The 13,792-nt window shown below is 70.0% G+C and carries 7 protein-coding genes; 5 read left to right on the top strand and 2 right to left on the bottom strand.

Features of this window, described 5'->3' with window-relative positions:
• Positions 1-228 precede the first annotated feature (228 nt).
• Both BMW35_RS07300 and BMW35_RS15560 read left to right on the top strand, forming a co-directional pair.
• Positions 229-6,495 carry a PGF-pre-PGF domain-containing protein gene (locus tag BMW35_RS07300; RefSeq protein ID WP_143052172.1) on the top strand — a complete coding sequence of 2,089 codons (6,267 nt, stop codon included), beginning with the start codon at positions 229-231 and terminating at the stop codon, positions 6,493-6,495.
• A 270-nt stretch (positions 6,496-6,765) separates the two neighbouring features.
• Positions 6,766-7,140: a hypothetical protein gene (locus BMW35_RS15560; RefSeq protein ID WP_177170797.1), complete on the top strand. Its 375-nt coding sequence runs from the start codon at positions 6,766-6,768 to the stop codon at positions 7,138-7,140.
• 89 nt (positions 7,141-7,229) lie between these two features.
• Here the strand turns inward: BMW35_RS15560 and BMW35_RS07290 are convergent, their stop codons facing one another.
• A complete protein-coding gene (locus BMW35_RS07290) occupies positions 7,230-8,687 on the bottom strand; it encodes a sulfatase family protein (protein ID WP_089668705.1) in 1,458 nt (485 codons plus the stop codon).
• 151 nt (positions 8,688-8,838) lie between these two features.
• Complete coding sequence (locus tag BMW35_RS07285) at positions 8,839-9,117, bottom strand: hypothetical protein (protein ID WP_394327256.1); 279 nt, start codon at positions 9,115-9,117, stop codon at positions 8,839-8,841.
• Between the two features lie 154 nt (positions 9,118-9,271).
• Here BMW35_RS07285 and BMW35_RS07280 point away from each other — a divergent pair, with 154 nt between their 5' ends.
• From BMW35_RS07280 to BMW35_RS07270, 3 genes are all read left to right on the top strand, one after another.
• Entirely contained in the window at positions 9,272-9,751 is a 480-nt protein-coding gene (locus tag BMW35_RS07280; protein WP_089668704.1) for an Lrp/AsnC family transcriptional regulator, read from the top strand.
• Between the two features lie 160 nt (positions 9,752-9,911).
• Complete coding sequence (locus tag BMW35_RS07275; protein WP_089668703.1) at positions 9,912-11,399, top strand: proton-conducting transporter transmembrane domain-containing protein; 1,488 nt, start codon at positions 9,912-9,914, stop codon at positions 11,397-11,399.
• Positions 11,389-13,782, top strand: a complete 2,394-nt coding sequence (locus tag BMW35_RS07270; RefSeq protein WP_089668702.1) for a DUF2309 domain-containing protein — start codon at positions 11,389-11,391, stop codon at positions 13,780-13,782. The genes BMW35_RS07275 and BMW35_RS07270 overlap by 11 nt, the downstream gene beginning before the upstream one ends.
• Positions 13,783-13,792 lie beyond the last annotated feature (10 nt).

Raw genomic sequence — 13,792 nt, 5'->3', positions numbered from 1 at the left:
CTCCGCCCGACGTGTCGCCGGTAACACGGGATTTCGCTGGCGTTACCAGCGCTGGAAATTGGACCCGAACGCATTAGTGACGGCTTGTGGTACGGCTGACGAACCAGCTTCGCCTGCCGGATTCGGGGGGTAGGCGGGACAATACTCATGACAGGGAACTCTCGGGGGGGAACGCGGGCTGTACTGTTCGGTGTCGTGGTTTCACTGGCACTCCTCAGCACTGGTGGTGTGGGACTTGGGCACGGGCAGGTCGAATACTTCGACGTCACAACGGGGTCGACAATTGCTGGCGGTGACCCCTTCGAGTACTACGTGAATTCCCCGAACGCGTCCTACATCGTTATCGACGAGAACGGGAACGGAGCGTTCGACAGCGGGGAACCGTACATCACGGAAACCGGAACCGGCGGAACGAGTGGGTCGTTCCCCGGAAGCAAAACGGACGGCTTGCTGGAGCAACCGGACAACTCGTACGACGTTTACGCACTCGACAAGGGGAAGGTGGGGGACATCTCGTCGGTGTCGTCGCTTAGCGGTGGCGGCAACGACGAGGTGTTTATCGACGGGAGCGCGCCGTACGTCTCCGACGTCTCCGTCACCAACCCCTCCGGGCAGGACGTGGGCGTCTCGGTCACTACGAACGAACAGCTGAACGGGACGACCGTCGACCTCTCGGGGCCGGAGTCGGCGACGGTCGACCTGAGTGACTTCGCCGAGGCGAACAACAGCGGCACGTACACCTACACGTACACGTACGTGGGGGGCAGCGACGGCGACTACACCGCCGAGGTGACGAGCGCGACCGACAGCGTCGGGAACGACGCCGCGAACAACCAGTCCAGTGGGCTCACGGACTCGGTGTCCGTCGACACGACGCCACCGGGTATTACTGGCGTCGAGGCGGAGGTCGGGAACGACACGGTGCTGGTGTCGTTCAACGAGAGCGTGGAGGCGACAGACGGGACCGGGCTCACCGCCGCGAACTTCACGTACGGCGACGCGGCCAGTGGGGGTGCGTCAGCGGTGTCGTCGGTGAGCCACACCGCCGACTCGGCCACGGCGACGCTGACGCTGGATGCCGACGTGACGCGGACTGACCTCGGGAACGACACGGTGGCGGCCGGCCTGGACGAGGTCTCGGACGGTGCCGGGAACACCGCGCCGACCGACAGCGTGCCGCTGGCCGACACCGAGCCACCGAGCGCGCCGACCGGCGCGACGGCGGGCGTCATCAACGCGACCACCGACGGGAACTACAACCTCACCGTCGACCTGCCCGACGACCACGAGGCGGGGACGCTCACGGTCGCGCTGTCGAACGGTGCGACGGTGACCGACAGCCAGTACGTCCCCAGCGAGGACGACGGCGACAGCAATCCCGACCAGGTGGCGTTCACTGGGCTGGACGTCTCGTCGCTCGACGACGGCACCGTGACCGTGGACGCGACCCTCGAAGACGACGGCGGGAACGCGGCGACGGGCACGGGGCTCGCGTCTCCGGCGAAAGACGCCGACCGGCCGGGCGTCGCGAGTGCGACCATCACGAACGCGACCATCGGGACCGAGGACGCCGGCGTCGAGCAGACGGTCACCGTCGACTTCGACGAGGACGTGCAGACGACCGCGCCGAACGTGACCGTCGTCGGGCTGAACCGGACGTACGACGTGTCGAGCGGGAGCTTCACCGACGCCACGACGTGGACGGGAACGGTCACTATTCGGGACGACAACGAGGCCGCGACCGCGACTATCCGGGTGGAGAACGCGACGGATACGGCGGGGAACGTCCAGACACCGAACCCGGACGAGTCGAACAGCTTCGACGTGGACACGCGCGGCCCGGTCGCGCCGACGGACGTGTTCGCGGGGAACGTCACCGCGAGCAACGCCACGAGCTACGAGGCCACCGTCGACCTCGTTTCGGGCTCGCAGGCCGACACGGTCGAAGTCCGGGTCTCGGACGGGACCAGCAGCGTCCGCCAGACCGCGTCGACCGGCGGTAGCGACCGCGTCACGGTCACCGGCATCGACGTGTCGTCGTTGAACGAGAGTCAGCTGACCGTGTCCGCGCAGGCTCTGGACGGCGGTTTCGCGAACGCCGAGGGGTTCGTCGAGCCGGTGGACGTGACGAAGGACACGGTGTTGCCGTCGGTCTCGTCGGTGACCGTCGGCGACGGCACCATCGACGACGCGGACGCCGGCACGAGTCAGTCCGTGACCGTGGAATTCGACGAGCCGGTCGACCAGGGAGCCGAGCCGACGGTCACGCTGACCGGGCTCGCGCAGGGCGACACGTCGGTCTCCGGGAGCTTCGTCGGGCCGCAGACGTGGTCGGGCAGCGTGACAGTCGACGACAACGACGAGGAGGCCGACGCGACCGTCGCGGTGTCGGGAGCCGCCGACCTCGTCGGGAACACGCAGGACCCCGACCCGGACACGTCGGGGTCGGTCACGGTCGACACCTCGACGCCAGCCGTTTCGAACCTCGCTGCGACCCACACCGGCGGCGGTACCGTCGAGGTGTCCTTCGAGGTGAACCAGACGTTGACGACGGCGTCAGCCACGCTGGAGACGCCGACGGGGACGGCGACGCTCACGCCGACGACGGCCGACGCGAGCGCGCCGTACGTCTACACCGCGACGTACACCGGCGACGACGGTGACTACACCGCGACACTCGACGTCGCCGAAGACGACGCCGGGAACGACGGGGGTGACGGTCAGACCGCCAACGTGACCGTGGACACGACCGCGCCGACGTTCGGGCCGGGTGCGCCCACTGGCCCCGAGGCGTCCAGCCAGCCCGAGCTCACTCTCGACGTGTCGGACGCGACCCGTGACGTGAACGCGTCCAGCATCGAGGTGACAGTCGAGGACGCCGGCGGCGTCGTGCTCGACGCTGCGACGACGGACGCCACGGGCATCTCCTACAGCGGCACGACGCTGACGGTGAACACGAGCGACGCCGGCGTGCCGCTGGCCGACGGGTCGGTGGACGTGACCGTCTCGGCGGCCGACACCGTCGACAACCGGAACCAGACGTCGTTCTCGTTCACCGTCGACACGACGGCACCGACGTTCACGAACCTCGCGCCCGAGGGAACCACGGTGACTGACGACCAGCGGACCGTGTCCGTCGACGTGACGGACGCGACTGTCGGGGTCGACAGTTCGTCGCTGATAGTGTCGGTATCGAACAGCACCGAGACCGTTCTCTCGAACGCGCGAACGACCACCGACGGCGTCGCTTTCGACGGCACGACACTCACCATCGACCCGGCCGGGGACAGCGTCCCGGCGCTCCCGAACGGCTCTGTGGACGTGGCCGTCTCTGCGACCGACAGCGTGGGGAACAGCGACAGCACGACGGTCTCGTTCACTGTCGACACCCCGCCAGCGATTTCGGGGTTCTCGGCGGTCGACACCGCCGGAGACCGGAACGCGACGGTTTCGTTCGACTCCAGCGACGACCTGACGGCCGTCGACGTGGCGGTCTCGGGCGCGGAGTCGGCGTCGCTGTCGCTCGCGGACTTCTCGAAGACGGCGACCGCGGGCGGCTTCGAATACGCCGCGACCTACGAGGGGAGCACGGACGGCACCTACGACTTCACGCTCCAGACGGCGAGCGACGGCGTGACCGACGCGGCCAGCGAGCAGACCGCGTCGGCACTCGTCGACGAGGCCGCGCCCGACGTGACGGTGACGACACCGAACGGCGGCGAGCTGTACGCTGGCGACGACACTGTTACTATCGAGTGGACTGCCACGGACAACGTCACGGTCACCGACGACGTCCAAATCGAGTACTCTGCCGACGGTGGGAGTACGTGGACGCCGATTGCGAGCGGGCTGGCGAACGACGGTAGCTACGACTGGACGGCACCCACCGACGACACGACGGCCGCGCTCGTGCGCGTGACCGCCAGCGACAGCAGTTCGAACGAGGGGGTCGACGCGAGCGACGCCGCCTTCGAGGTCGACTCGACGGCTCCCGCCGTGCAGTCGTTCGCCGTCTCGAACCCGGACGGACAGGCCGTCACCGTCACCGTCGAGACGGACGAGCCCCTCGACGCGGCGTCGGTCGCCGTCTCCGGCGCGACGACCCGGACGCTCACGCGGTCGGCGTTCACCGAGACCGGGTCGGGGCCGTACACCTACGAGGCGACGTTCGACGACGGCACCAACGGCACCTACGACGCGACCCTCGACACCGCTGCGGACGCCGCGGGGAACGACGGCGCTGGTGCCGAGAGCGACAGCGTCGAGGTGGACACGGTGACGCCGACCATCTCGAACGTGTCGGTGACGAACCCGAGCGCGCAGACGGTGAACGTGAGCTTCGACGCGAGCGAGCGTCTCGCGTCGACGGCGGTCGAGCTGGAGACGCCGACGGGAACGACGACGCTCTCCTCTCTCACCGAGACGGGGTCGGGGCCGTACACCTACTACGCGACCTACGACGAGAACGCCGACGGCTGGTACGACGCCACGCTGACTGTGGCCGACGACGGCCTCGGGAACGACGGCGCGACCGGGCAGACCGACAGCGCCGAAGTCGACACGACGCCGCCCACCGTCTCGAACTACTCGGTGACGAATCCGGACGGCCAGCAGGTCCGCGTCGAGTTCGACGCCGACGAACCGATCGACGAGGTCGCCGTCGACTTCACTGGGCCGGAGACGGCGAGCGTCAGCACCGACAATCCGACGACGACGACCGACGGCTCGTACGTCGTGACGTACGCCGCGAACGCCGACGGCCAGTACTCGGCGACACTGGCGAGCGCGCTCGACGCCGACGGGAACGACGGCGGTGGCGCGTCGGGAACGGTCGAAGTGGCGACTGCTGCGCCCATCATCTCCGGGTTCAGCGCGACGAACCCGGAGGCACAGAACGTCACGGTGTCGTTCGGTAGCGACGAACCGCTCGACGCCATCTCGGTCGACATCTCGGGAGCCGAAACGGCGACGCTCACGGAGTCGAACTTCACGCAGTCCGGGGAGACGTACACGGCGACCTACGTCGGGTCGTCGAACGGCACGTACACCGCGGTCCTCCAGACCGCGAAGAACGGCACCGACGACGGTGCGAGCGGCGAGACGAACAGCGTCACCGTCGGCACCACTGACGACTCGCCGACGGCTTCGTTCGTCTCCGGGTTCTCGGCGACGAGCGGTGACGGGCAGTCCGTGCGAGTCTCCTTCGACAGTTCGGTGACGCTGACGGACATCGGCGTCGCGGTCACCGGTGCGGACACGGCGACGCTGACGACGAACGACTTCACGGAGTCCAACGGTACCTACACGGCGACGGTCGCGGTCGACGCGGACGGCGAGTACACCGCCACGCTGTTCGCCGCGACCGACGGCAGCGGCACCGACGGTGCCGACGGGCAGTCGGCGACCGCGACCGTCGACACCACGCAGTCCGAGTCGGGCGACGGCGGCGCGGGCAGTGGTGGCGGCGCGACGCGCTCGTCGAGTTCCGTGTCGGCCCCGGTCCCAGACGGTCCGTCGGTGTCCGTCACGACGACCGGCACCGTGTCGGCCGCTGCCGCCGTCGAGAACGCGGACGCGGGCAGCGAACTCTCGGTCCCGTTCGGGAACGCCACGCGTGGGCCGGTGAGCGTCGCGTCGCTGGCCGTGACCACGAGCACGTCCATGGACTACTCGCTGTCGGTGGCGTCGTCGGCGGACCCGGCACCGGGCGCGCCGTCGTTCGACGGTCGGGCCGTCGGGCACGTCGAGGTGACACACTCGTTCGACGACGCCGACGTGTCTGGCGCGACGATGACGGTCGCGGTGTCGGCCGACCGGTTCGCGGACACCGGAGTCGACCCCGAGTCGGCGGCGGTCTACCGGTACCACGACGGCGACTGGGCGCGCCTCGCCACCACCGTCGTCGAGCGCACGGCCGACAGTGTCGTCCTCGAAGCGGACACGCCCGGGTTCTCCTCGTTCGCCGTCGGCGTGCGTGACGCCGATGCGGTGCGGGTGTCGGGCGCGAGCGTCACCGCGTCGACAGCCACGGTCGGCGACGCCGTTCCGGTGTCCGTGACCGTCGACAGCAATGTCGACTGGCAGACGGACGTGACGGTGGCAGTGACCGCCAACGGGTCGACGGCGACGACGCGGCGCGTCACTGTTCCCCCGCGTGCGTCGGTGACGGTCGCGGTCGACGTGGCCTTCGACACGCCCGGAGACTACCGGCTGTCCGTCGGTGACACGTCGGCCGGCACGCTCGCCGTGCGCGCGCCCAGCGAGGACGCTCCGAGTCGACAGACGACCACCGACCGCTCGCCGACGAGCACCGACGGCCCGGCGTCCACGCGGGACGCGTCGACCACTGCTACCACCACGACCTCGTCCACTGCGACGCCGACAGCGACCTCCGACGCTGGCGAGTCCTCGGGTGGCTCCGCGCCCGGGCCGGGACCGGCCGGCGCACTACTCGCCGTGCTCGTCGCGGCACTCGCCGCACTGCGCGCGGCGTGAGTGTCTACTCGCTTCGGTACTGCTGGCTTACCGACGCTTTCGAGTAATGGTACCGAAGCACGTGCAACTACTGTGACCGGATTGGGTCTGTACGCTCGCCGAACCAAAATCGCAGTTCGTCCGAGAGACGCGATAACCCGTTCTCCCTCTAAACTGGCAGTAGGGGGTCTGTACCGCCAGTAACCAATCTATACTTAGGGTTGCAGGCTGTGCCTACTGTATGGAGTACCACCCCCAACTGACTACGGCTGAGTTCACGAGTGAGTGCCGATGATGTGGCAGGACATCGTCTTCCTCGTCGGCAGCATGACCTCCGTAATCTTCCTCTACCCGACGCTCCGGGACGCCGCCGCCCGCGTTCCGCGCGCCACGAGCATCCCCTCGATGCTCATCGGCGGCGTCTACTCGATGACGTTCTTCACGCTCGGCATGGAGTTCTCCGCGCTCGGGTCGTTCTCCGCCTGCACGATGTGGTCGCTCATCGCCGTCTTCCGCGCCCCCGACGACACCTCGCTGTTCGACAACACGCCGCTCCCACCGGCCGCCGAGTGGCGCGCGCTCCTCGCCGAACGCTTCCGCGGCGACGACGCGAACCCGGCTCACGTCGCCGAAGAGGACTTCGACGCCGTCTCGAACTCCGACTGATTCTCCGCGCCGACCGGTCGCGCTCCGACGAGTCGCCGCGTGCCGCGTTCTGACGACCGGTAAGCCGGGGCTACGGCACTTCTCGCGGCCTACTGGAGGTACCCGAGCTGTTCCAGCCGGTCCTTGCGGTCCCCGGAGATGGTCACCGGCCCGTCGGCGTCCGCGTGCTCGAAGGACGCCAGCCAGTCGTCGAGGGTCGCCGTCAGGTCGTCGACGACCGCCGGCCGGTCGACAGCCACGTCCGTCGTCTCACCCGGGTCGGCGTCCAGGTCGTAGAGCGCTCGCGAGCCGTCTGACCCCCAGACGAGTTTGTGGGCGTCCGTCCGGACCGCGCGCAGCGACCGGTCGTGGACGCGGAGGTCGTCAGGCACACGCCCGAGATTGCGTTCGAGCGCGGCCATCGACGGCTGCGGCTCGGCGTACTCGCTCACCACGAACTCCCTCGGTTCGGTGTCCGCGTCCGGGTGGACGGAGACGCCTTGGAACGACTCGCGGGCCGCGGGCGCGTCGATGCCGGCCGCGTCGAGCAGCGTCGGCGCGAGGTCGACGAGGCTCACGAGCTCCGTCAGGTCGCCGCCGCCCTCGAAACTGCCGCCGGAGAACACGAGCGGGACGTGGACCAGCGAGTCGTAGAGGCAGTACTGGTGGTCCATCAGCCCGTGGTCGCCGATGTTCTCCCCGTGGTCGGCCGTCACCACGAACACCGTGTTCGCCAGCTCGCCGGCCGCCCGCAGTGCCTCCCTGAGCGCCGCGAGCTGTTCGTCGACGTACGCGATTTCGGCCCGGTAGAGCCCGCGCAGCATCGCCAGGTCCGACTCCGAGAGCGAGACGCCGCCGGCCAGGTACGCCCAGGGTTCCTGGGGCACGTCCATCGCCGCCTCGTAGGACGCCGTCGGCGGCAGGAACTCCTCGGCGAGCCGGCGCGGCGGCCGGTACTCCAGGTGCGGTTCGAGGTAGTTCGCGAACAGGAAGAAGGGGTCGTCGCCGTCCCGGCCGGCGAGCAAGTCCTCGACGAACGACGTGGCGCGCGCCGCGCCGTCGTCCGACCGCCCGCGCACGAGCAGCCGGTAGAGGACGTTCGCCGCGTTCGCCACGGGGTTGCCGTCGAAGAGCCGCCGGCCGACAGCCCGGAGCCGGCGCTCTTCGGTCTCGTCGACGAGTTCGCTGAGCGCGTTCTCCGACTGGACGGCCTGCCAGGTCTGCTCGAACTCGCCGAACCCCTGGCCGAAGCCCGATTCGACGCTCAGCCACGTGTTGCTCGACACGCAGACGGTGTCGTAGCCGGCGGCCCGGAAACACTCCGGGAGCACCGGGAGGTCGCCGTCGAGGCGTTCGTGGCCCGCGTGCGCGCCGTGCCGGGACGTGTGCGTGCCAGTGAGCATCGACGCGTGCGAGGGGAGCGTCCAGGGTGCCGCGGAGAACGCTCGCGTCGCCCGCGTCCCCGAGTCGGCGAGGTCCGCGAGTGTCGGGGCGACCGCTGCGTCGTAGGCGTCGTCGACCCGGGTCGTGTCGGCGACCACGACGACGACGTTCGGCTGTGAAGCCATCGTTCCCCTCCGTTGCACGGCGATACCGATAGTAAGTCGTCGCTTGTCGGTTCCGGGCCGCAGCCTACTCGGCGGCGAGAAGCAATGGTCGGAACTGGACTGGCGCGTCGCCACGCACCGCTCCGGCGCGCGGCGCTAGCCGCGTCCCAGTCTACTGTTCGACGACCCGCTGCACGCGACTGACGAGGCTGCTCGAACTGCGTTCCATCATCTCGTGCATCCGCGCCTGCCGGAAGTAGCTCCCAAACGCCAGCAGCGTCGGAGCCCAGAGCCCGACGAGGATTCCCCGCTCGCGGTCCTTCTTTCCGAAGAAGTAGTACCACGACAGCGGGATGGACGCCAGCGCGGCGACGACGAATGGGTCTCGTCCGGTTCGTTCGGCGGCATCTTTCGACCGCTCTGCTTGCATCTGTTGGGCCATGCGTCTCACTGTTACCGCCCGCCCCTGATTGTTAATCGGGCCGGTGTCTGCAGAAACCTCACCGAACTCTGCGTAAGGCGACCGTTCGAGCCGGCTCGTCGCCGATTCAGCGGTCGGCCGCGGGTCCTGCAAACGTAAGTACCGGCCGCTCGAACGCCGACGCATGGACGACGGAACGCTCGACGACGTCGACCGCGCCATCCTGTACGCCCTCCAGGCCGACGCGCGTAACGCGTCGTCGGCCGACATCGCCGACCGGGCCGGCATCTCGGACAGCGCCGTCCGGAAGCGAATTCAACGCCTGGAGTCGGACGGCGTCGTGAAGGGGTACAGCGCCGACGTGGACTACGACGAGTCGGGGTATCCGCTCCGGATGCTGTTGTTCTGTACGGCGTCGATCCCCGAACGCGGGGACCTGATCGAGGACATCCTCGACATCGACGGCGTGGTGTCGGTCCAAGAGCTGGTGACCGGCGAGCAGAACCTCCTCGTGACCGCCGTGGGGCGGTCCGACGACGACATCACGCCGGTCGCGCAGGCGCTCCTCGACATGGGATTGACCGTCGCCGACGAGGTGCTCGTGCGCAGCCACGAGACGACGCCGTTCGGGCGCTTCGACACGAACGGCGCGAACGAAGAGTAAGCGCGGCTCAAAGAACAATACGGTCCTTATTCGCACAAGCACGAACGAAGTGGTAGCTTCAGACAGCTTTAACAACCACTACGTTCGAATAGCTGGTAGTGGCCGGCGGCGAGTGCACGCGCCGTTCTCGCCTCGCTCCGCCGCCGACCGACCGCAAACGATGACAGGAGACGACTCGACGACGACTGTCGGACCGCTCGACGCACCACCGCGCGACCCGGCCCGCCTCCCGCTCGCGGTGACGCGGCTCGTCTGGCTGCTCTGGCTCGGCAGCCTCGTCGCGCTCGCCGCGTTCGTCCGGGACGGAGCCGTGACCGCCGGCCCGTTCGCCGTGGACGGCCTGACGGTCGTGCTCTGGGTGGCCGTCACGTTCTTCAGCGGCATCGTGCACAGCTACGCCCGCCGGTACCTCGCCGGTGACCGCGCCCTCGGACGCTTCTTCGGGCTGACGCTCGCGTTCACACTCGCCGTGCTCGTCCTCGTCGCGGCCGACGCACTGCTGCTGTTCGTCGCGGCGTGGCTCGCGATGGGGCTGTCGATGGCGGCCCTCATCGGCCACGGGGGTGCCGACTGGCCCCAGGCTGCGGCCGCCGGCCGCCTCGCCCGCCGGTACTTCCTCGCCAGCACCGCGCTCGTCGCCGTGGCCGCCGCTGTGCTCGCGTGGCAGACCGGTGCGACGACGGTCTCCGGCGCGACCGCGGCCGCCGATACGCTCCCCGACCCTGTCCTCCTGACGGCCGCCGGGGCGCTCCTGCTCGCGGCGATGGTGCAGTCCGCGCTGGTGCCCTTCCAGACGTGGCTGCTGTCCTCGATGACGGCCCCCACCCCAGCGTCCGCGCTGATGCACGCCGGCTTCGTGAACGCCGGCGGCGTGCTCCTCGTCCGGTTCGCGCCGGTCGTCACCGCGGACGCAAGTGTCCTGCTCGTGGTCGCTGCGGTCGGTGCCGTCAGCGCCCTCACCGGGAAGCTCCTGAAGTCCGTGCAGGTCGACGCCAAGACCAGGCTCGGCTGCTCGACGGTCGGCCAGATGGGGTTCATGCTCCTGCAGGTCGGCCTCGGATTCTTCGCCGCCGCCGTCGCCCACCTCGTGCTCCACGGCTGCTACAAGGCCTACCTGTTCCTCTCAGTCGGCGAGGAGGTCGAACACACCGCCCCCGCCGACACCGCGCACGAGACCACTGGCACCGGGCCGGTCCGCGCCGCCGCCACGGTGGTCACCGGCCTCGTCGGTGGTGCCGTCTTCGCCGGTATCACCGGGAAGGGCCTCCACGTGGACGCCGGCCTCCTGCTCGCCGGCCTCGTCGTGCTGACGACGATGCACGCCACCCGCGCGGCGCTCCGCAGCACCAGCGTCCCCGCGACCTACCGGTACGCGGCCGCCCCGCTCGTCTTCCTGCCGAGCGTCGCGGTGTACGCCCTCACCTACACCGCCGTCGAGGGGTTGCTCGCCGGCAGCCCGGTCGCCGTCGCACCGGCCGACCTGACTGTCGTCCACGCCCTCATCGCGACCGCCTTCCTCGCGACGTACGTCGCCATCGAGACCGGCGCGTACCGCGTCAGCGACCGGCTCTACGTGCGCCTCGTCAACGCCACGCAGCCACCGACCCACACCCTGCTGTCTCCCACGGAGGACCACAATGAGCACTGAAATCGACGTCCAAGACGCCGTCAGGGCCGCCGCCGCCGATGTCGGCCGCGCGTGGCCGCTGCACTCGTTCGTGACTGCCAACCCGCTCGCCGGGTTCGAGGACCGGCCGTTCCACGAAGCCGTCCGGGAGGGCGAACGCCGCTTCGGGGCCGACGGCTACCCGGCCGCCGCTGTCCTCCGGCGCGCGTGGCGCGACGGCCGCATCGACTCGGACTGTCTCGCGAGGGAACTCGAGGACGCCGGCTACGACCGCGACCCGGAGGCGCTCCTCGACGAACTCGAAGCCACCGACCGCGACGCGGACGCCTCCCGGACGTCGGCAGCCGACGCCCGCGTCGACCGGGCGTTCGCGAAGTGGCTCGCCGCCTTCCTGGACGAAGGGAAGGCCCACTGGCCGATGCCGAACCGCGAGCGCGGCTTCTACGAGGCGGTTCGGGCCGTCGCCCGCCACGACAGCCAGATTCCCGACGCCGACCGGCTCGCGGCGCTCCCCGACGACCCCGTCGACGCCATCCGGAGCCTGCTCGCGGACCACCACGAGGACCGGTGGCCCGACGCCTTCCGCCACCACCTCGCTGCGCTCCCCGGATGGGCCGCGCTCGTCAACAACCGCGTCCGCGACGGCAGCGACTGGCAGGCCGAACACCCAATCTCGCTCACCGGGTACGTCGCCGTGCGCCTCGCGCTCGCGGACTGCTTCGACGCCCCGCTCGTCCCCGACGGCGACGGCGATGGCTGCGAGGCGTCCGACGACCGGCCGCTCGCGGACGCCTGGCTGCGGGCGTGGGAGGCGACCTACCGCGGGGACCTCGTCGACGCGGTCGCCGACGCCAGCGCCGACCGGGACCCGGACGCCGGCGACCGACCGGCGGCCCAGTTCGTGTTCTGCATCGACACGCGGTCGGAAGTGATTCGGCGGCACGTCGAGGCCGCCGGCGACTACGAGACTCACGGGTACGCCGGCTTCTTCGGCGTCCCGATGCGCTACCAGGGCTACGGTGAGACCACGACCGTCGACGCGTGCCCGCCCATCGTCGACGCCGCCCACTACGTCGCCGACGACCCGGCCGACGACCACGCCACCACCCGGGAGACGCACGACCGCTGGACCGGCGTCCTCGACACGGGCCGGGACATGATCGACGCGCTGAAGACGAACGCCGCGACCGCGTTCAGTTTCGTGGAGAGCACCGGGGCCGCCTACGGTGCCGCGCTCGCCGCGCGCACGCTCGGTCCGGGTTCTGTCCACGGGTTCCTCGACGCCGCCGACGACCGCGTCCCCGACACCCACGAGTTCTGTGACCCCGCGCTCGACGCCGCCGACGGTGGCGACGGCGACCTGCCCGCCGGACTCACCCTCGAGGAGAAAGTCGAGTACGCCGCGACGGCCGCCGACCTGCTCGGCTGGGAGACGTTCGCCCGCGTCGTTGCCTTCGTCGGGCACGCCAGCGAGACCGCGAACAACCCCTTCGACGCCGCCCTGGACTGCGGTGCGTGCGCCGGCAACCCCGGCGGCCCCAGTGCGCGCGTGCTCGCCGCCATCTGCAACGAGGACGCGGTCCGGGAGCGCCTCCGCGACCGCGGCATCGACATCCCCGCCGACACGGTCTTCGTCGCCGGCGAACACAACACCACGACCGACGAGGTCGACCTCTACGACCGCCACGTCCCGGAGACTCACGCCGAAGACCTCGCTGCGGTCCGCGAGGACCTCGCCGCCGCTCGCGAGTCCGCGGCCGCCGAACGCGCCGGCAGCGACGACCCGGTCGAGACGGTCGACCGGCGCGCGGGCGACTGGGCCGAAACCCGGCCCGAGTGGGGGCTCGCCGGGAACGCCGGCTTCGTCGTGGGGCCCCGCGACCTCACCGCCGACCTCGACCTCGACGGTCGCGCGTTCCTCCACTCCTACGACTGGCGGACGGACCCGGACGGCGACGCGCTCGCCGCCATCTTCTCCGGACCGCTGGTCGTCGGGCAGTGGATCAACAGCCAGTACTACTTCGCGACCGTGGACCCAGACGTCTACGGGAGCGGGTCGAAGGTCACCCAGAACCCGGTCGGGAACGTCGGCGTCTACCAGGGGAACGGCGGCGACGCCGAGACCGGCCTCCCGCTCCAGTCGGTCCGCCGGGACGACGACACGCCCTACCACCAGCCGATTCGACTCGAGGCAGTCGTACACGCACCGGTCGACCGCGTGACCGACACCCTCGCGGACGTGGACGCGGTGCGGACGCTCCTCGACAACGACTGGCTCTCGCTGACGGTCGTCGACCCCACCCGGGACCACACCGCGTTCCACTACAGCGGCGACCTCGAGTGGCGGCCCGCCGTGCAGTCCAGCGACGAGCCGCCGGTGGCGCAGCGCGCCACCGACGACTGACTGGTCGTTC

Source organism: Halobacterium jilantaiense (genome assembly GCF_900110535.1).
In the GTDB taxonomy this organism is placed as follows: Archaea; Halobacteriota; Halobacteria; order Halobacteriales; family Halobacteriaceae; genus Halobacterium; species Halobacterium jilantaiense.
Note: the sequence above shows the minus strand (reverse complement) of the source record. Positions and strands in the feature narration are given on the sequence as shown.